The 19,815-nt window shown below is 34.8% G+C and carries 15 protein-coding genes; 6 read left to right on the top strand and 9 right to left on the bottom strand.

Annotation, left to right across the window (positions count from 1 at the left end):
- Positions 1-74 precede the first annotated feature (74 nt).
- Positions 75-2,387 (top strand): 5-methyltetrahydropteroyltriglutamate--homocysteine S-methyltransferase, encoded by a 2,313-nt coding sequence (metE, locus tag FGM02_RS05620; RefSeq protein WP_139957328.1) that lies wholly within the window; start codon positions 75-77, stop codon positions 2,385-2,387.
- Positions 2,388-2,513: 126 nt separating this feature from the next.
- On the opposite strand, the gene ppnP is transcribed toward metE, so the two are convergent.
- From ppnP to FGM02_RS05585, 7 genes are all read right to left on the bottom strand, one after another.
- Positions 2,514-2,795 (bottom strand): pyrimidine/purine nucleoside phosphorylase, encoded by a 282-nt coding sequence (gene ppnP, locus FGM02_RS05615; protein ID WP_139957327.1) that lies wholly within the window; start codon positions 2,793-2,795, stop codon positions 2,514-2,516.
- A 110-nt stretch (positions 2,796-2,905) separates the two neighbouring features.
- Positions 2,906-4,123, bottom strand: coding sequence for a sulfate reduction electron transfer complex DsrMKJOP subunit DsrP (gene dsrP, locus FGM02_RS05610; RefSeq protein WP_139957326.1), 1,218 nt, complete (start codon positions 4,121-4,123; stop codon positions 2,906-2,908).
- A 344-nt stretch (positions 4,124-4,467) separates the two neighbouring features.
- Entirely contained in the window at positions 4,468-5,538 is a 1,071-nt protein-coding gene (locus FGM02_RS05605) for a 4Fe-4S dicluster domain-containing protein (protein ID WP_139957325.1), read from the bottom strand.
- Positions 5,539-5,571: 33 nt separating this feature from the next.
- Complete coding sequence (locus tag FGM02_RS05600; protein ID WP_243739358.1) at positions 5,572-6,309, bottom strand: cytochrome c family protein; 738 nt, start codon at positions 6,307-6,309, stop codon at positions 5,572-5,574.
- A gap of 3 nt (positions 6,310-6,312) precedes the next feature.
- Positions 6,313-6,993, bottom strand: a complete 681-nt coding sequence (locus tag FGM02_RS05595) for a multiheme c-type cytochrome (protein ID WP_139957324.1) — start codon at positions 6,991-6,993, stop codon at positions 6,313-6,315.
- Between the two features lie 3 nt (positions 6,994-6,996).
- Entirely contained in the window at positions 6,997-9,327 is a 2,331-nt protein-coding gene (locus FGM02_RS05590; protein ID WP_139957323.1) for a molybdopterin-dependent oxidoreductase, read from the bottom strand.
- A 6-nt stretch (positions 9,328-9,333) separates the two neighbouring features.
- The gene (locus FGM02_RS05585) at positions 9,334-9,570 is read right to left on the bottom strand and encodes a hypothetical protein (protein WP_139957322.1); all 237 of its coding nucleotides are present in this window, start codon (positions 9,568-9,570) and stop codon (positions 9,334-9,336) included.
- A 237-nt stretch (positions 9,571-9,807) separates the two neighbouring features.
- Between FGM02_RS05585 and nrdG the strand changes: the two genes are divergently transcribed.
- Together nrdG and nrdD are read left to right on the top strand one after the other, a co-directional pair.
- Positions 9,808-10,278: an anaerobic ribonucleoside-triphosphate reductase activating protein gene (gene nrdG, locus FGM02_RS05580; RefSeq protein ID WP_139957321.1), complete on the top strand. Its 471-nt coding sequence runs from the start codon at positions 9,808-9,810 to the stop codon at positions 10,276-10,278.
- The gene (gene nrdD / locus FGM02_RS05575; protein WP_139957320.1) at positions 10,262-12,079 is read left to right on the top strand and encodes an anaerobic ribonucleoside-triphosphate reductase; all 1,818 of its coding nucleotides are present in this window, start codon (positions 10,262-10,264) and stop codon (positions 12,077-12,079) included. The genes nrdG and nrdD overlap by 17 nt, the downstream gene beginning before the upstream one ends.
- 66 nt (positions 12,080-12,145) lie before the next feature.
- On the opposite strand, the gene FGM02_RS05570 is transcribed toward nrdD, so the two are convergent.
- On the bottom strand, positions 12,146-12,562 hold the full coding sequence (locus FGM02_RS05570) for a glycosyltransferase (protein WP_139957319.1): 417 nt from the start codon (positions 12,560-12,562) through the stop codon (positions 12,146-12,148).
- 171 nt (positions 12,563-12,733) lie between these two features.
- Here FGM02_RS05570 and FGM02_RS05565 point away from each other — a divergent pair, with 171 nt between their 5' ends.
- From FGM02_RS05565 to FGM02_RS05555, 3 genes are read left to right on the top strand one after another with little or no spacing between them, the layout of a single operon-like run.
- Complete coding sequence (locus FGM02_RS05565) at positions 12,734-15,823, top strand: hypothetical protein (protein ID WP_139957318.1); 3,090 nt, start codon at positions 12,734-12,736, stop codon at positions 15,821-15,823.
- Entirely contained in the window at positions 15,823-17,037 is a 1,215-nt protein-coding gene (locus tag FGM02_RS05560) for a hypothetical protein (RefSeq protein ID WP_139957317.1), read from the top strand. The genes FGM02_RS05565 and FGM02_RS05560 overlap by 1 nt, the downstream gene beginning before the upstream one ends.
- The gene (locus tag FGM02_RS05555) at positions 17,031-18,548 is read left to right on the top strand and encodes a glycoside hydrolase family 2 TIM barrel-domain containing protein (RefSeq protein ID WP_139957316.1); all 1,518 of its coding nucleotides are present in this window, start codon (positions 17,031-17,033) and stop codon (positions 18,546-18,548) included. The genes FGM02_RS05560 and FGM02_RS05555 overlap by 7 nt, the downstream gene beginning before the upstream one ends.
- 4 nt (positions 18,549-18,552) lie before the next feature.
- Here FGM02_RS05555 and FGM02_RS05550 read toward each other — a convergent pair whose 3' ends face one another.
- Positions 18,553-19,734, bottom strand: a complete 1,182-nt coding sequence (locus FGM02_RS05550; protein WP_139957315.1) for a glycosyltransferase — start codon at positions 19,732-19,734, stop codon at positions 18,553-18,555.
- Positions 19,735-19,815: the final 81 nt, after the last annotated feature.

The following is a 19,815-nucleotide window of genomic DNA, read 5'->3' as shown; positions in this document are numbered from 1 at the left end:
ACCAAATAATCTCCTTTTTTCAGTTTAAACAACCCTCTAAATATCTTTGCTTAGATAATAAACACTTTGAAAAAATGAAAACTACTATTTTAGGATACCCAAGAATTGGAGCCAAAAGAGAATTAAAAAAAGCATGTGAATCGTATTGGTCTCAAAACATTGATGAAAAAACACTTTTAGAAGCAGGGAAAAATATCCGAAAAGAAAACTGGTTGCTACAACAACAAATAGGAATTGATGCCATTCCTTCCAATGATTTTTCTTTCTACGACCAAGTTCTTGACACCTGTTTAACCGTAGGCTGCATTCCAAAACGCTACCAAAACATCCATAAAAAAAATCCTTTCGACCTCTATTTTGCTATGGCAAGAGGCTTGCAAAATGAAACAATAGACTGTACGGCCATGGAAATGACCAAATGGTTTGACACCAATTATCACTACATCGTTCCTGAATTTGAGAAAGAACAAAGTTTCGACTTTTTCTCTACTAAAATAGTAGATGAATTTAAAGAAGCCCTAGAATTAGGTATCAAAACCAGACCTGTTCTTATTGGGCCGGTAAGTTTTTTATTATTAGGAAAAGAAAAAGAAGCAGGTTTTCATCGACTAGAACTTTTGGATAAATTGCTACCTGTATATATTGAAGTAATTCATAAATTGGTAACATTAGGTGCTGATATTCTTCAGTTTGACGAACCTTGTTTGGCCTTAGATTTAACCGATAAAGAAAGAAAAGCCATTGAAATTACGTATCACAAAATACACCAAAAATTTCCTGACACTAAAGTTTATTTAGCCAATTATTTCGATTGTTATGGAGATAATTTAAGCACTGTACTTCAACTTCCTGTAGATACTTTGCATTTAGACTTGGTTAGATGCCCTTCTCAATTAGAAGACATTTTGACTTCAAAATTCTTTAACCCGAATACAAAATTATCCTTAGGATTGGTAGATGGAAGAAATATTTGGAAAAATGATTTCGAAAAATCACTAAAAATCATCGACAAAGCGCTTACAAAGGTAGCAGCACAAAATATCTATATCTCTGCATCTTGTTCCTTGCTGCACAGTCCGTACGACTTAGATGTAGAACAAAATGAGAAGAGTTTACCTGCAGAAGTAAAATCGTGGTTGGCCTTTGCCAAACAAAAACTGCAAGAAATAGTAAGTATCAAAGCACTTGCTTCTTCTACAAATGAAGAATATGCCGAACTATTTGAAGAAAATAAATTTGCCAACCTCAACAGAACAACCTCAAGCTTAATTCACAATCCGAAAGTTAAAAAAAGAGTTTCTGAACTAAAAAATGCGGATAGTCAAAGACAAAATTCATTTACAATCCGACAAAAAGAGCAGCAAAATTATTTAAAATTGCCTTTATTTCCTACCACAACCATTGGTTCATTTCCACAAACAAAAGAAGTAAGAAGCTGGAGATCTAAATTTAAAAAAGGACTCCTATCGCAAACAGCCTACGAAACCTTAATTGCGAAAGAAACTGAAGATTCTATTCGATTTCAAGAAGAAATTGGACTTGACGTTTTGGTACATGGAGAATTTGAACGCAATGATATGGTAGAATATTTCGGTGAAAAATTAAATGGATTTGCCTTTAGTAGTTTTGGTTGGGTACAAAGCTACGGTAGTAGATGTGTAAAACCACCTATTTTATTTGGTGATGTTTCTCGAGAAAAACCAATGACTGTCAAATGGTCAACGTTCGCGCAATCCTTAACCGATATTCCTGTAAAGGGAATGCTTACTGGCCCAGTAACTATTTTGCAATGGTCCTTTGTTAGAAATGATCAGCCTAGAGAAACGACTTGCAATCAAATTGCTTTGGCTATTAGAGACGAAGTTGTAGATTTAGAAAGTAACGGTATCAATATCATTCAAATAGACGAACCGGCCATAAGAGAAGGCTTGCCTTTGCGCCAAGAAAATTGGCAAAATTATTTAGATTGGGCGGTAAAAGCCTTTCGAATTTCTGCTAGTGGAGTACAAAACAAAACACAAATACACACACATATGTGTTACTCCGAATTCAATGATATTATTGCTAGCATTGCCAATATGGACGCTGATGTTATAACTATTGAAACCTCCAGATCAGAAATGGAATTATTAGATGCCTTTGTCAACTTCAACTATCCCAATGAAATTGGCCCTGGCGTTTATGACATTCACTCTCCAAGAATACCTTCCGTAGAAGAAATAGACTATTTATTAACCAAAGCAAAAAATGTTTTACCAAAAGAGCATATTTGGGTAAATCCAGATTGTGGTTTAAAAACACGAGATTGGCCAGAAACCAAAATCGCTTTAAAAAACCTAGTCAAAGCAGCAAAAAAACTTCGACAACAAGAACTAGCCCTACTTTAAATGAAAAACCCCGAGCCAAATGGCTCGGGGTTTTCTTTTCCCAAAAAAAACTCGGACTCACAAATAAATGTGAGTCCGAGCGGTAAATAAATCCTACCCCTAAGATTTACGTAATATTATTGCTTCCTATTTGTATTGACACAAATAAGCTGTTTGTCCTACTGATTTTACTTTAAAAGATGTGTTTGCGTCTACTTCAAAAAACGTACCCGATTTATAAGAAACCCATTCTGTGGTTCCTGGCAACAATGCTATCAATTCTCCTTCAATAACATTCATTTTTTCATGAGCTGTAGTACCAAACTCATATTCTCCTTCTTCCATAACTCCAATAGTCGAATTTCCAATAGAAGACGTATATCCTAAAGATTTTACTTTTGCATCAAAATATTCGTTAGAAGAAATCATAGTCGCTTTTTTTATTTTTGAACTGCAAATATACTCTAACTTACCTAGTTACCAAAAAAAAACTATATTTTTTACTAAACTTATGTTAAGATAATTACTTTAGTATAGAATTACTTCTTAAATTTTAGCACCCCTGTTTCAATTCCAATGGCCGTTCTTGCCAAAATTGTAAAAATAAAAGCACCCATTGCCCAAATACCCAAAGTAACTCCAACTTCTACTCCTGTAGGCAAATACTCCACAATTTTACCATAGGGCCCTGGTATAAAACCTGGCACAATTAAGCCAAAACCTTTTTCAATCCAAATAGCCACAAATAAAATAAAACAACAAATATAGAGTATCGTTAAATTGTTACGCAGTTTGTGAAACGTTAATACAACCGTTGCCAATATGTTCAAAGGTATAGCTGTCCAAATCCAAGGCAACAAAGCATTCTTTCCATGCAAACCAAAAAACAAATAATAAGCACTTTCACTGTGATGTGTAGGTGCATAAAATTCTTTAAACAATTCAGACACCAACATAATCAAGTTTATTTGAGCCGCGACTGTAACCACCAAAGCAATTTTTTTAATCGTTTTATCCTTGATGACAAACTCGGTATGCGATCTTATAATAGCCAACACTAAAATTATCAAGGCTGGTCCTGCTGCAAAAGCACTTGCCAAAAATCGTGGTCCTAACAATGCATTGTTCCAAAATGGTCTTGCTTGTAAACCTTGGTATAAAAATGCCGTGACTAAATGAATTCCTACCGCCCAAAAAACAGATAAAAATGCACCGGGCACATATACTTTAGACAAAGCTTCTTTGTTTTGGTAATGACGAAATAAAATATAAAATGGAATACTAATATTGATAAATAAATAGCCATTCAACACCAATACATCCCAGGTCAACATAGAATTTGGAAAATTAAAAACACCTATTCCTGGTAACATATGCCACAATACCGATGGCCCCCCCATGTCTGCAATTACAAATGCCAAACACATTAATAAAGCCGCTACTGCTAAGCCCTCACCTATCAAAACCGCTTGTTTAAAATCAACGTCTTTTAACACATATGTTGGCATAACCAACATGACCGCTGCTGCTGCCACACCTACCAAAAATGTAAAATTAGAAATGTACAATCCCCAACTTACGCGGTCGGTCATTCCGGTAACACTCAAACCTTCATCCAATTGAATGGAATAACAGTACATACCACCAAGCATCACAGCTGTCAAAAACGCCATCCATAAATGATACTTTTTCGTCCCGTGTGTAATTGTATCCAAACTGTCTTTTACCAGACTTTTTAAAACGGTTATTCTTCCCATTACTTCCTTTTTTATCGACTTATTATCTTCTTCTATTTTGGTGTGCCCTTTCAGGTCAGGCTTTCTGCTGTATCTTTTTTCTCTTTCGGTACTTCTACAAGCTCAGTAACCAAAAGAAAAAAAGGATGCCGCTTCAATCCTTCACACAAATTTAATTACAACCCCTAATTTGTCAGGTCAAGCGGAGTCAAGACCTATTTTTATCTCCTTGGTCATAAACCATCCCTCTCCACTCCGCTCGAGATGACACACTTCTTTAATTTTTTTCAAAAACTTTAGTTCAAAAGATCAAAACATAGACTCAGTTTTTTAAAACCAACTCTCTAGACGGAACTTATCGAAGCCTAGTCCATGAAATACCAAAACTTAGGCTCTGTCCCCAAATCTTCTTTCAAACGGAAAACTTTTTTATTTTCTAACACCCATCTAATGGTACTATCCGGATCTAATAAATTTCCAAATATTCTTGCTCCAGTAGGGCATGCCTCAACACAAGCAGGATTTTTTCCTTTTCTAGAACGTTGGATACAGAAAGTACATTTTTCCATCACCCCTTTTTTACGCAATCTATTTCCTAAATAATGTTGGTTTTTATTAATTTCTTCCGCAGGAACTTCTGGCTTACTCCAGTTAAATCGTCTACCATCATACGGACAAGCAGCCATACAATAACGACAACCAACACACCAATCGTAATCTACGACTACAATTCCATCGGGCTCTTTCCAAGTGGCCTGTACCGGACAAACCTCAACACAAGGTGGATTGTCACAATGAAAACATTGGGTTCCCATATAAAAATGACCATCGGCAGGTACTTCATGATAAAAATTATCATCGGCTTCATTAAAATTGAAACCTTTCCCATCTTTCATTTCATGAATACGGATGTATTCCATTTGTGAATTCCGGTCTTGGTTATTTTCTTCCACACAAGCACTTACACAATCCATATATCCCTGACATTTCGATATATTAAAAGCATAACCAAACAAAACATTTTCTTCAGCTGTTTCAGAAGAAATAGTTAATTGGTCTCCTGTTTTTAACTGATGCCTACGCACCAACCTATCTACAGTTGCTGTTTTCTCGTCATCGGACATTAATTTATAATTTCCTTTGAACTGCTCTTCCCAATCTATTTGGGCTTTTTCTTTCGTTTTTTCATCGCCTGTAACGCTACAAGCAGTTGTAACTGCTCCAGCACCAACTAGCAAACTTGCCGTTAGTTGTTTAAATGCATTTCTTCTATCCATTGAAGAATTCAGAACCTGATCAAAACCATCGTTTTTCTTTGGTTTTTCAACCTTCTGATGTGAACCACATCCACCAGAATTACTACCACAACCACAAGAACTACTTTCTTTCTTTTTGGTCAGATTTAACGAAAACCACTTTTTTTTATCTGTACCCATACCTAAAATTTTCAACTATTATTACCAATTGTATCATTTACGTTCTTTTACTTTCTGCGTATTGAACTTCGCTGGCCATCTTTTTTCAAAGCTTGGCTTATGTGGGTTGTGACAATTTACACAGGTCATAGATGCTCTCGGATTTGCCCAACTTTCCAATCTTTTTCCGTGTGCACCACCTTTCCAATCTTCAAATTGTTTGGTGTGGCATTGTTTACACAAATTGTAACTTTTATTAAAGTCAATTTTGGCGCCTGTCAAACTTTTTAAATTGTCCATATCATTTCCATTATGACATGTTATACAATTCATGGTATGCTCATCGGCATGTCTCAAAGTCAAATTCCAATGCGCTTTCTTTAAATCTTTCCCTTTTAATTGAGCCAACGGTTTTGTATGACATTCAGTACAGGCGTACGATTTGATTTGACCTTTCCTTTCTGGAATCAAAAATGTATGTCCGCCTTCTGATATTTCAATGGTGTGCAAATCCTGAATAAAGATTTCAGAACTGATGGACGTTTCTTTATAATCTTTACTTTTTGCTTCAATTTTATCGACAACACTATGATATTCTTCTTCATGATGTTTACAAGAAGCCGTAACCGTCGCAATCAACAACAAACAAACCAAACTATGTTTGCGTTTGCGATATTGCTTGTGTAGGGCTTTCCGAACCTTCATCACTTCACTTCTTCTTTTGGCTTCTTTACAATCCAAACGAAAAGCTTTTATGCTATCTAAAACACGATGTATCATACCTATTCTCATCTCTTATTTTCTTATAAAAATCCCGATATCTGTCACTTCTTTATTATTCAAAGCATGACATTGTCTACAGTTTACACGCTCTGGATGCGAAACTCTAATTTCTTTAGGTGCACTTGGACCTGCATGGCATGCCAAACAATTTTCTCTCAATTGAATTTGATGGGGAATAACAGGTGGACTAGATCTTAAAGCCTTATTTAAAATTCCCACAGCAGGTGCTTTTACCTTTTCAAAATTTGTACCTCTAAACAAGGTATTGCTGTGCTCTGGCACATGACATTGACGACAATTTACCTTATCTGGATGTGGAGTTACCGGTGCATATGCTTTCCATTTTGCAACATAACCTCCATTTTCATGGCACTTCAAACAAGTTGCCCCGCCCATACTTCTTTCATCCAAAACTTCATGAGGAATACTTGGAGGTGCTCCATGATAGGCTCTCTTATCATAATAGGTTTTTAAACTTCTTTCATGATTTTCATCAATAGGCATATTGGCATAATCCAAGGCGTATTTTGAACGCTCAAAAACTCCTTTTTCAGAGGGAATTTCTAAGGTTTGACTTTGCTTTTCTAAAGGCACATAAGCATCTTCAAGTCCGGCTTCATAACTGCGATTCCAAACGAAAACAAAGCCAACAACCAAAACAACAAATAGCGATAGGATTCCTAGTCTTTTCATAGCTTATGCTTTTTCAACTTTAACGGCACATTTTTTATAATCTGGTTGTTTTGAAATAGGACAAAACGCATCCAAGGTCAAATCATTGATCAATAAATTTTCATCAAAAAAGGGCACAAATACTTGACCTTTTACCGGTATGCCTCTTTCATTTACAGATGCAGGAAAATTCATAGTACCTCTTCTTGTAGTCAGCTTTACAGCATCCCCAGTTCTAATTTGCATACGTTTTGCGTCTTCTGGGTGCAACTCAACATAGGCATGTGGCATGGCTTTGTGCAATACAGGAATTCTTCTTGTCATAGACCCCGTATGCCAATGCTCAATAACACGACCGGTACACAACCAAAAATCGTATTCATTATCCGGTTCTTCAGGAGCAGGCTCATAAGGACGTTGCCAAATGATGGCCTTTCCATCTTTATTTCCATAGAAATCAAATTCTTCTCCATTGCTACAGGCAGGATCATATTTAGAATTAAATCGCCATTGAGTTGATTTTCCATCTACATAAGGCCATTGTGCTCCGGGTTCTGCTTTTAAAACTTCCAAAGGTGCCATGGCATGTTTCTTCCCCTCATGATGCAATCTATACTCGTTGTATATTTCTTCAATATGTGTTTCTTCTTTGTAATAGAATTGTTTTTCAAAGCCCATTCTTTTCGCAACTTCAATCAGCTGCCAAGTATCACTCATGGCTTCCCCAGGAGGTTGCACCATTTGCTCAAAATATTGTGTTCTTCTTTCAGAATTACCATACATTCCTTCACGTTCTACCCACATTGCTGATGGCAAGATAACATCAGCAATATCAGTAGTTGGGGTAGGATAAATGTCAGAAACGACAATAAAGCGTCCCTCTTTTTTAGTAGCATCTCTGTAACGCTTCAATTTTGGCATGGTTACCATAGGATTCGTAACTTGAATCCACATAAATTTTATTTCACCTCTATCCAAAGCCCTAAACATTTCAACCGTATGATAGGTTGGCTTAGGATCAATATTTTCAACAGGCACATTCCAAATTTTTGCTGCATGTGCTCTATGGTCAGCATTCATAACCACACCGTGTGGTAATTTATGTGTCAATGTTCCCACTTCTCTTACCGTACCACAAGCACTTGGTTGTCCGGTTAATGAAAAAGGACTATTTCCTGGTGTAGAAATTTTACCGGTTAATAAATGAATATTATACACCAAGTTATTGATCCAAGTTCCACGTGTATGTTGGTTCATTCCCATACACCACAAAGACATAATTTTCTTATTAGGATCTCCATAATAAGCAGCCATATATTTGATGTCTTTTGCCGAAACTCCAGATATTTTTTCTACTTTTTCAGGAGCATAATCTTCTAAAAAAGCTTTGTACTCTTCAAAATTTATTTTTTCTGGCTTGTCCTTAAAAGAATAATTATCTTCAAGACCATAACCCATATTTGTAGATCCTTTGCTAAAGTTACAATGACTTTCTACAAAATCTTTATTTACCCAACCCTTGTTTATTATTTCATAACAAATGGCATTGGCAACCGCCAAATCGGTATTGGGTTTGAATAAGATAGATTTATCCGCCGCCATACTGGTTCTTGTGGTACGTGTGGCAAAATCAATAATTTTCACCCCTCTTTTCAAACGTTGATCTAACAATCTTGAAAATAAAACAGGATGCATCTCAGCCATATTGTTTCCCCAAAGAATAAAAACATCCGCATGGTCAATATCTTCATAACAGCCCATAGGTTCGTCTATTCCAAAAGAAGTCAAAAAACCAGTTACAGCACTTGCCATACACAAACGCGCATTGGCCTCCACATTATTGGTTCCAATACAACCTTTAAACAACTTAGAAGCCACATACCCATCAGGAATGGTCCACTGGCCAGATCCATAAATAGACACAGAATCTTTTCCGTGCTCTCTAATTGTTGTTGTCATTTTAGAAGCAATTAAATCCAAAGCTTCTTTCATGCTTGTTTTTACATACTTACCATTCTTTTTAACCAAAGGATGTGTCAAACGATCTTTCCCATACATGGCCATTACAGAATGGTAGCCTTTTACACAACACAGCCCTTTGTTTACTGGCGATTTTGGATCTCCTTTTACTGCAACTGCTTTGCCGTCTTCTATACCGACAAGAACACCACAACCCACACCACAAAAACGGCAGGGCGCTTTTTTCCAATCTAAATTACCCCCTTTAGGCAATCCACGTTCTTGTTCATCCGCAAATAAAATCCCTGGAAACATTGTTGCAGCTGCTGTCATTGCCGACAAAACAGCCATCTTTTTTATAAAGCTTCTTCTGTTTGATAAAATTGAAGTATACATACGCTATTAATTTTTTGAAGCATTAAAACCCGAAACCATGGCCAATAATTTGATACTTGAAATAGCATCTAGTTGCGCTCTCAAATTTTCTTCTTGGTCTTTGCTATCCGTATCCGTTACCAAAATCAATAAATCCTTATTTTCTGCAGGAATCACTTCACAATGAGCAAGCGCCGTCAATTCATTAATTAATTCACTTTTTTTTCCTTGATGCGGATGTGCTAAATAACTTTTAATAGGCATAATTTTTCCTTTTAATTTAGAACTGTAAAGAACCTGATTAAACACAGGTATTCATATGATAATTATCATGTTTAGATGATAAAAACACACTAAACAATAGATTTTCCTAATTAAAAGATTAATTTATCTTCTGTTGATAAATTTCTTAATAACTCATTTTACCCTCTTGATTTTCTAGCTCATTTTATGAATATTTTTATAAAACACTAATTAGTCTTTTATTGTAAAATTATCCCTATGTTCTATCATGATTTTCAAGTAGTACTTCAAGAGGTTCCCGGTGAAATAAGTTTGAGCTTTTCCATTTGTGGTTGTCCGCTGCAATGCAAAGGCTGTCATTCTCCTTTTCTTTGGAAAGAAGGAAACGGTATATTAATGACAGAAAATGTTTTTAATAAATTCTTAGAGCAATACAAAGGCTATGCTAGCTGTGTGCTTTTTATGGGGGGTGAATGGCATGAAGAAAAATTGATTGGCTTACTTAAAATAGCGAAGGCTAAAAATTACAAAAGCTGTTTATATACAGGTGAAGAGTCTATTTCTTCAAACCTAAAACAGCAACTCACTTTTTTAAAAACAGGAAAGTGGATCGCAGCACAAGGTGGACTTTCCTCTAAAAATACGAATCAAATTTTTACCAATCTAAAAACAAATCAAAACCTTAATTATTTATTTCAAAAAACAGATACCTATGATACGACTAAGTGATGAACAAGTAAATCAAAAAATTAATTTTATAGACCGTTATATAAATTCTGCAAATGCCGCTGACGGATCTAAAGTAGACGCCAATGCCAATGTAACTTCCAAAAATATTGCTACCATGGAAGCTGAATTGAACAAAGACATAAACATACAAGTAAACCGCGCGTTGATTAGAAGAAAAATTGTGGAATTATTTGGTGAAGACACTGCTCAGGAATATATACGACAAATAGAAGCGCATGAAATTTACGTACATGACGAAACTTCACTTAAGCCCTATTGTGTATCTATTAGCATGTATCCATTTTTATTTGACGGTCTCACCAAATTAGGAGGAGAAAGTTTAGCCCCTCAGCATTTGGAAAGTTTTTGTGGCGAATTTGTCAATTTAGTATTTGCCATAAGTTCGCAATTTGCAGGTGCCTTAGCCACCGTAGAATTCTTAATGTATTTTGATCATTTTGCCGCACGAGATTATGGAAAAGAGTACTTAGAAACACATTCTGATATTATTTCCAATCACCTTCAGCATGTAGTTTATGCCGTAAATCAACCCGCAGCTGCTAGAGGCTACCAGTCTGTTTTTTGGAATATATCCTTATATGATGAAGCCTACTTTAATAGTATGTTCGGAGATTTTGTATTTCCTGATATGAAAAAACCAAAATGGGAAAGTGTAAAAAAATTACAAGAATTTTTCATGAAATGGTTCAATCAAGAACGTAACAGAGCCATTTTAACCTTTCCTGTAGTAACTGCTGCCATGTTAATAAAAGACGGAAAACCGGTAGACAACTCCTTTACTGAAATGTGTGCACAAGAATTGGCTGAAGGGAATTCCTTTTTTATCTACCAATCGGAAAATGCTGATAGCTTAGCTTCTTGCTGTCGATTAAGAAGTGAAATCAGCGACAACACATTTAGTTATTCTTTAGGAGCTGGAGGTGTGGCAACAGGATCTATCAATGTCATCACCTTAAACATGAATCGATTGGTTCAAAAAAGAGCCAATATTTTAGAAGAAGTTCAGAAAATTCATAAATACCAAGTAGCCTATAGAACTTTAATAGAAGAATACAAAGCGGCAGGTTTGCTACCCGTTTACCAAGCGGGATATATTTCTTTAGACAAACAATTTTTAACCATTGGAATTAACGGCATGGCAGAGGCCGCTGAAAGTCAAGGATACATTGTAGGCAATAATGCCCCTTATAAAAGATTTGTGAACAGCTATTTAAAAGAAATTTTTGAAGCCAACAAAGAAGCTAAAAAAAAGTATGGATTTATGTTTAATACAGAATTTGTACCTGCCGAAAATTTAGGAGTTAAAAATGCCAAATGGGACAGAGAAGATGGTTTATTTGTACCTAGAGATTGTTACAATTCTTATTTCTATGCAGTAGAAGACCAAAACACGAATACCCTAGATAAAATTATTTTACACGGAAATGAAATCATTAAATATTTAGATGGAGGTTCAGCCTTACACCTAAATTTAGAAGAAGCTCCGAACAAAGACGGTTTTATCAAATTAATATATGCCACTGCCAAAGCAGGTTGCAATTATTTTTGCTTCAATATAAAAATTACCGTTTGTAGAGATTGTCTACATATTGATAAAAAAACAAATTATAGCTGTGAAAAATGTGGTTCTGGAAATATAGATCATGCCACACGAGTTATTGGGTATCTTAAAAAAGTGGCAAGTTTTAGTTCTGACCGACAAAAAGAACATGCGTTGAGGCATTACCATTTGGACAAAAAAAAACAAGTTCTTTTAGAAAAAGAACCTGTTTCTTGTTAATTCAATCAGAGCCTTCTTTCTTTAAAAAGAAGGCTTTTTTTCATATAAGAAATCCCCTACAATTCCCTATAAAACTTGATTGAAACGTTTGTTTCGTGATTGACTTATTTGATAAATTGTATCTTCAGACAAGTCCTCACTTCTTAAAATGGTACGATCAAAAATTACACGGAGTTCTTTCAAACTCATGTTAAAATCCATTTGAATCGATTGAATCCACTTTAAATTTACTTTCGTATTTAAATACCTAACCCCAGCTTTTAACACAGCTGTTTGACTTTTATTTCTTTTAATGTCTAAAACACTAACCTCTTCATTTGTTTCTCTTTTTATATATTCTAAAATACTCAGACTATCATCAGAACTTGCATTGTTTACAAAACAGAAATGCAAATCTGAATAAAGCTCAATCAAACTAAAAATAGTAGCCAGATTTATATGCTTTTCAATATTAAAACATGGTAATATAATCCCAATTTTCATATGTCTATCCTCTGATTTTTTACTAAATTAGAACTTGTAAGAATCAATCAGGGACAAACTTCGACGAACTGCGCCTTTCAGTAGATGAACGCCCGTTTACTTTAGACGACAGATATTCTAAATCGAGTAATTTTATTTTAATTATATTAAGCCCCAAAAATTGCTTCTTGTATGAAGAAACAAACCAATAAATATCTTATAGTTGCCTTACTGTTTGGTCTCCTATTTCATGGTACCGCCATCTTTTTCACTTTAGAGAAGACGTATGATGCCCTGATTCATTTATTCTTTGCTGAGCACTATTCAACTTCTTGGTTTGAACCTTGGAACTACAAATGGTATACAGGCTTTACCGTAATGAGCTATCCTCCATTGGTACATCAATTTATAGGCTTATTTTCTTTTGTAGCGGGTTTAAAGTTCGGGCTCTTTGTTGTGGCATTTATTGCCATCATTTTATTTATTACCGGATCCTATCGCTTTTCCTTATTAATTACTGCTTCTCGAAAAGCTGCTGGTTATGCCGCAATTTTGGCCGTTTTTTCCTCTACATTTATTGAAACCTTACATCTTTTCGGTCAGTTACCAAGTATAATAGGCGCCTCCTTGTTAATGCATTCCATGCCCGAAATTTATCTTTGGCTTAAAACAGGGAAATACAAATACTTAGTAAGCTCACTTGCTTTGATGGCAGTTATGGTATGCTCTCATCATGTAACCCCCATTTTTGGAATGGTCTTTTTTATCTTTCCTTTGATTGGTTTGGCCATTTTAGACACCGCAAAAGACCAAGTTGGCAGTTTTGAAAAAGTAACTTTTCGATTGTTCTTACAAACCTTATTCAAATTATTTAGACGAATTTTAAGCTTTGGGCTCTCTTCTTTATTTTTAATTGTTTTTTGCATTCTTCCTTATTGGATCAACACCAAAAACAATCCGATTACTCAAATTCCAATTCCACATGGATCCAGAGATAATTTTCTTGAAGTAACCTCCTCAGGTTTGGTTTTTTTCTTAATTCCTTGGGGAATTCTGCTAGCCATACTTCCCTATGTATTTTACAGGTATTATAGTAAAAGATATATCTGCTTTGGAATTTCAATTACAGTTTTGACCATATTAGGAACAGGAGGTACAACACCGATTCCAAAATTGTTTTTAGGCGAAAATGCTTTTAATATTTTAACCCTAGATAGATTTACTTTATGGGCATCCTTAATGTCCATGCCTTTATTTGGTGAATTTAGTTACCGATTGGCTGAGGGTGACTTAAAAGAGCTCATGCAAAATAAATTTGGTGCCGTATACCATCGTTTGTTTGGAGCACTGTTGGTTAGTTTTTATATTTTCATGGCTATTTTTACTTTAAACATGGGGTATTTTAGGCCGTCACAACCTCAGAAAATAAAAACTTTACCCATAGTTAATTTTTTAAATCAAGATCAACACGATAAATGGCGTTATTTAACCCTCGGTTTTGGCGATCAAATGGCTTGGTTAGGTGCCAATACAAAAGCCTTGAGTGTGGATGGTAATTATCATTCTGCCAGAAGACTTCCAGAATTGACAACAAGAGCTATAGAACGTTTAGAAAATTCAAAATTTAAAGGAATTGAAGGTCTGGGGTCGCTGCAACAATTTTTGACGGTTCCTGAAAAATACAATTTAAAATATATTTTCTCCAATGATAAATTTTACGATCCTATCCTCTATTTCTGTGGCTGGCAACGATTGCAACAATTAGAAAATGGGATTATGGTGTGGGAAAAATTAAACGTTCCACCTATTGCCTCTATTTTACAACAGGACGAAATAGCCACCTTTCAAAAAGTAATGTGGGGCTTAATTCCTGTATCTACCGTTTTGATTGTTTTATTGGTGAATTTACGGATGATTTGGAGAAGAACATTAAAAACGAAAATAGCCGAAATTCCGAATTATCAAAATTATGAAATTGAATACCTCAAATTTCCATCCATAATTATTAAAATTATTCATGTATGGATCGCCTTTTTAATACTTTGTGCCAGTTACGGTTTCTATCTATTTTATGTTAAAAATATTTCTCACCAAAGTCCTGAAAATATTGTAAAAGCCTACTACAACGCTTTGGATTTTAAAGAATATGAAAAGGCACATAGCCTTGTGGATCCTAACAACAAAATTAAAATTGCACAATTTATGTTGGAACTCTCGGTAAGAGATGGCATTTTGGGCTCCTATGCAAAATTAGATTCTATTGCCGTTTCAATAAGTTATAAAAATGATTCTACGGCACATGCACGAGTTTACACCGAGTGGATTACCCCTTTAGAAAAATTAAGCAGAAAAACAGATCACGATCTTGTAGCTCATGGAAAAAAATGGTTTGTCAAACTAAAAAAAACAGACTCAGACTTACCTCCTAATCAACTTTACGTAAGTAATTCCACACAATATTTTAATCACGGGCGAAGAAAAATTACCACAGAACAGACGCATCATGAAGATGTTTTAAAACGTCCTGTTTTAGAAATATTATCTTCTAAACTCGTAAAATTTAACAATAGCTACGCCTTAATTGGAGAAGTTCAGAATATTGATAATGTACCTGCTGATGTCATTTTAAAAGGAACTTTGTACAATGATGACAACTTAGAATTGGCAACCTACAACTGCAAGCATTCTACAAAACATAAATTAATGCCGAAAGAAATTACGAGTTTTAAAATTAATTTTGAAGGCATTGCTTGGTCCAAAACAAAAGACTCAATTCCAAAAACCTTTAATCCGGATGAATTTACCCCGATTGAATTGAGCCACCAACCTACAAAATTTAATTTGCAAGCAATAGGAAGTGTAACCACTACCAATTTGTATAAAAACACGGTTGTAAATCAGCTAAAAGTACGAGAAAATGATGTTTCAGGTTTTTTGTTTAACAACGGCATTCAAGAGGTAACCATACCGCAACTTTTAATCTCTTATTATAATGAAAACCGAGATATTATTTGGGTAGATCATTTGTTTTTGGAAGAAGGTGTGCGCCAGGAAAGAAAAAGATATTTTAACTATACCTTAAAAGACTTTGCAATTCTTGAAACCATAAACACCTCTATGGAAAATTGTTTCGTCAATGGATTTCCAAATGCAACTATTGCTAGCGCCGTAGTTCCTGATAGAATTCAAAAACACGGGACACAAAAGCTACAAAGTATACAAAACAATATGGCTTGCTATATAAAAGTTGAAATAAATAATTTTATAGGAAACCCCAAATAATGAACATTAAAAGTTACATATTAATTTTATTCGGACTTTGCTATCAGCTTGCTATAAGTCAAAATACACAAGACCAAAAAAGTTTGGTTTTACAAACCACGGATACGGTTTTTGTGGCTGGAACCTTTGTTTCCTTAAATTTTACCAACTCTGAAAACTTTACACCAAGCCTGTATCTTACCAATAGCTTTGGAACTACTATTATTGACCCAACACGAGTTCAAAAATATTTGTTTTACACAATTCCTACTAATATTGCCAACAAAAGAGGCCGTGTCAACTGGTCCTTAATACACAATAAAAAAGTAATACAACAAGGAAAGGTAGACATTATAAGTGACGACATTGTGTCTAAAATTGAAACCTATGTTGGTCCGCCAAGTGTGCAAGCTGGAGGTATCGATTTCGCTATGTCTGTCATGATTCCCATAGATACTTTAGACAACCCAGTAATGGATAATTCTAAAGTTACTTTTAAAAAACAATTTCTTGCCAAGGAAGACACTGTACAGCTAGTAGTAAAAGATTTATTAAGTTACGAAACAATTTATTCTCCCTTAAAAACAGGTCGATTTTTAATTTCTTCCAAGTGCAATAACAAACAATCTACAGAACATACATTGAATGTTTGGGCTTCATTGCCTTCTAACTTTACAATTACTGCCGAAAGCAACCACAATTATGCAGATGGCAACCAAATTTGCACTTTAAAAACTTCCGTTATAAAAGATGCTTTTGGAAATTTAGTAACAGATGGAACGGCTGTAAGTATTATTATTGAAGACAAAAATGGTGATATTCTTAGCGCCAATTGCAATACCATAAACGGTGTTGGACAAACTAAATTTGTACATCCTGACCATGAACAACAATGGAAAATAAAAGCCTTTGTGTACGGTATGGCAGAAAGCACTCCCATTACGCTATCTTTTCAACAAGTTATTACAGACTTTGATGTTGTTTTTTCAGAAAATAATAGAGAAATTACTGTGGGCCCTTTGCGTAGTTTTATGGAACAAATGATTCCTGATGGACTGCGTGTAGAACTTGAAATTGGCGAAGAAGGAGCCACACATAAATACATGATTTCCACATCTAACGACGGGTATGTGAAATTTATTTTAGATCCTGAAAATTATAAAAATCAAATTTATAATTTCAAAATTACAACCGCTGAGATCAGCAAAATTTTCAAAAACAAAAGCGTATGGTAAATTTAAAAAAACTTACAATTCGTTCACTTTCAATCCTGTTATTTATGTCTTTACTTGGTGTCTTAATTTTCGGAGTTTCTTCTCTTTTCAGTTTCTTAAACACAGGGGCCGACAGATCTAAAATGCTTCGAGCGGAAGTCTTTCAAACACGTCAGTACATCCCTAATATAACTTGGGCACCTATGACAAATGTAGGTCGTAAAATGGACGAGCAGACACTAAGGAATATAGAAAAAAACTATATGGATGCTTGGTATATCAAACATATTTCTTACCATACAAACACCATCAAAGGAATTGAAGATTATTATACAGACAGTGCTGAAAAAAATCTTTTTGAATTTATTAATTTCAATAAAAAAGAAAACATTCATATTGAGGAAACAACGCTGGAGCACCATCCTAAAATTAATTTTTTTAGTGAAGATGGGCAGCTAATTTCACTTACCGATTATGGCGTAAAAGAATACAAGCGCGTTTATAAAAATGATTCCTTACTGATTGAAAAAAGTGAAGTATCGGACTATAAGGCAATTTTATTATTAGAAGATGGTTTTTGGAGAATACGTCATTTGGTAAAAGAACCGACGCAAAAAAACGAAGAAGAAACTATCGTATTTGAACAATACCCGAATCATAAAATTAAGGGAATTAATTACTACCCACAAAACAGTGCTTGGGATACTTTTGGCGATAATTTCGATAAAGAAACCCTTGCCAAAGATTTTGAAATTATTAAAAATGCAAACTTAAACACCATTCGTGTTTTTATACAATATGAAGATTTTGGAAAGGCTGAATTAAAACCTGAAAAGCTAAAAAAACTTAGAGAATTGCTTGACATTGCTGAACAAAAAGACCTGAAGGTTATTGTAACACTTTTTGATTTTTACGGAGATTATTCTGTTTTAGATTGGACACTTACCACGCAGCACGCGCAAACCATTGTGCAAGAATTTAAAGAACACAATGCCATACTTGCTTGGGATGTAAAAAATGAACCCGATTTAGATTTTACTTCTAGAGGAAAAGAAAAAGTGATTGCTTGGTTGCACCAAACCATTTCAACCATTAAAAGAATTGACCAAAAACACGCTGTTACTGTGGGGTGGGCTAAAATTGAAAATGCAACTTTGTTAAAAGACAGATTGAACTTGATTACCTTTCACTACTATGAAGACATAGCACTCTTTAAAGAGGCGTATCTTAAACTAAAACAAGAAATACCAAACAAACCCATAGCTCTAGGAGAGTATGGTGTATCCTCTTATAGAGGAATTTGGAAACCTTTTGGAAGTTCAGAAAGCACACAAGAAGAATTTCATAAAACGATGCAAAGCATTTTTACTGAAAATGATGTACAGTTTCTATCTTGGACTTTGTACGATTATAAAAACATTCCCACGGCAGTTGTGGGTAAACTTCCATGGAGAAAAAATGCTCAGAAAAAATTTGGTTTTATCGACAGTCGTGGAAAACCTAAAAAATCATTCAAATATATTTCGAATTGAAAATTTATTTTTGTTGAATTAATTTGTCAAATTCTGTTAAGTACATTCTTGTAATGACTTCCATTGGCAAGGCTGTAGCGGCCTTATAATTGGTGCTTCCTAGCTCTGTTCTATACGTTTCATCGGTGGCAATTTTTTCTATCGCATCGGCTAATTGCCCTACATTATCGGGTAAGAAAAACTCTCCTTTGTAGCCTTCTTGCTCTACCAAACTAGCCAAATCTCCTAAATTAGTCATTACTACTGCTTTTCCATAACTACCCGCCTGATGCAGCACTCCAGAACTACCCGTAGTTGAAGTGTATGGGAAAATAACCATGGCACTTTCATTAAAAAGTGGGGCTACTTCTACCTCTTCAACATAGCCTGTAAAAGTTAACTGTTTTACTTCTTTATAAGCTTCTTTAACACCGTCTAAATACCCCGGAACATTTGGATTATCGGTTCCTGCAATAACAATTTCCATATCCAAATCAGGTCTTTTCTTTCTTAATTGTTCCACGGCATCAATTACTATTTCTACTTTTTTATAGGTCCCAAACTTTCCAAAAGTCATAATTTTTAAGGGTCCTTCTGGCAGACTGTAATCTGGTTCTTTTGGAATTTCAAAAGTCCCATGAGGAATATGAACAATATTATTTGTTTTGTATTTGTCTTCTAAAATAGTAACATATTTTTCCATTGTAACAGCCACTTTATCTGCCTGTAAAATAAACTTTGTAAGTGTAGTTCCTATAAAACCATAAATTTTTTGCATGATTTTACTATCTGTAAAACCTGCACTTTCCAAATCAACTTTTTCCATGATATTGTGCAGCAATACTATGGTAGGAATTTTTTTCACCTTACAAGCATAAGGCAATAGTAAGCTTAAGGCTGCGGGTATTTTTTTATCTCCAAACTTCATGAACTGCAAATTAAAAAGCACCGCATCAGGTTTTGTTTCTGAAATAGCACTAGACACCGAAAATAAATTTCCATAGCTATTAAAGCTCCAACATTCTCTGATCGTTATTTTACAACCATCCTCTTCAAATTCAATGTCTTTTTTACCCGTTGTTTTATCCGTCAATAAAATCAATTCCTCAACATCATTGTGTTGTCTAAAAGATTTCACTAGATAATACGCATACTCAGTTAAGGTAATTTTACTTGGTGGGTAAGCAGTTACAATGGCTAATTTCATATCTATTTTTTTTATGTGGTTCAAAAATGCTACTATTATTTAAATTTCATCGGTCAACTTCGGCTGCAAACAAATTTGCTT

It is taken from the genome of Flavicella sediminum (assembly GCF_006381105.1).
Taxonomy (GTDB): domain Bacteria; phylum Bacteroidota; class Bacteroidia; order Flavobacteriales; family Flavobacteriaceae; genus Flavicella; species Flavicella sediminum.
This window is presented reverse-complemented; position numbering and strand designations above follow the sequence as displayed.

Excerpts from the sequence above, each read along its gene's own strand:
- FGM02_RS05605 (WP_139957325.1), bottom strand. The coding sequence starts at position 5,538 with ATGGGTACAGATAAAAAAAAGTGGTTTTCGTTAAATCTGACCAAAAAG.
- FGM02_RS05585 (WP_139957322.1), bottom strand. The coding sequence starts at position 9,570 with ATGCCTATTAAAAGTTATTTAGCACATCCGCATCAAGGAAAAAAAAGT.
- FGM02_RS05570 (WP_139957319.1), bottom strand. The coding sequence starts at position 12,562 with ATGAAAATTGGGATTATATTACCATGTTTTAATATTGAAAAGCATATA.
- FGM02_RS05565 (WP_139957318.1), top strand. The coding sequence starts at position 12,734 with ATGAAGAAACAAACCAATAAATATCTTATAGTTGCCTTACTGTTTGGT.
- FGM02_RS05600 (WP_243739358.1), bottom strand. The coding sequence starts at position 6,309 with ATGAGAATAGGTATGATACATCGTGTTTTAGATAGCATAAAAGCTTTT.
- FGM02_RS05550 (WP_139957315.1), bottom strand. The coding sequence starts at position 19,734 with ATGAAATTAGCCATTGTAACTGCTTACCCACCAAGTAAAATTACCTTA.
- nrdG (WP_139957321.1), top strand. The coding sequence starts at position 9,808 with ATGTTCTATCATGATTTTCAAGTAGTACTTCAAGAGGTTCCCGGTGAA.
- FGM02_RS05595 (WP_139957324.1), bottom strand. The coding sequence starts at position 6,993 with ATGAAAAGACTAGGAATCCTATCGCTATTTGTTGTTTTGGTTGTTGGC.
- ppnP (WP_139957327.1), bottom strand. The coding sequence starts at position 2,795 with ATGATTTCTTCTAACGAATATTTTGATGCAAAAGTAAAATCTTTAGGA.
- FGM02_RS05590 (WP_139957323.1), bottom strand. The coding sequence starts at position 9,327 with ATGTATACTTCAATTTTATCAAACAGAAGAAGCTTTATAAAAAAGATG.
- FGM02_RS05560 (WP_139957317.1), top strand. The coding sequence starts at position 15,823 with ATGAACATTAAAAGTTACATATTAATTTTATTCGGACTTTGCTATCAG.
- FGM02_RS05555 (WP_139957316.1), top strand. The coding sequence starts at position 17,031 with ATGGTAAATTTAAAAAAACTTACAATTCGTTCACTTTCAATCCTGTTA.
- dsrP (WP_139957326.1), bottom strand. The coding sequence starts at position 4,123 with ATGGGAAGAATAACCGTTTTAAAAAGTCTGGTAAAAGACAGTTTGGAT.
- metE (WP_139957328.1), top strand. The coding sequence starts at position 75 with ATGAAAACTACTATTTTAGGATACCCAAGAATTGGAGCCAAAAGAGAA.
- nrdD (WP_139957320.1), top strand. The coding sequence starts at position 10,262 with ATGATACGACTAAGTGATGAACAAGTAAATCAAAAAATTAATTTTATA.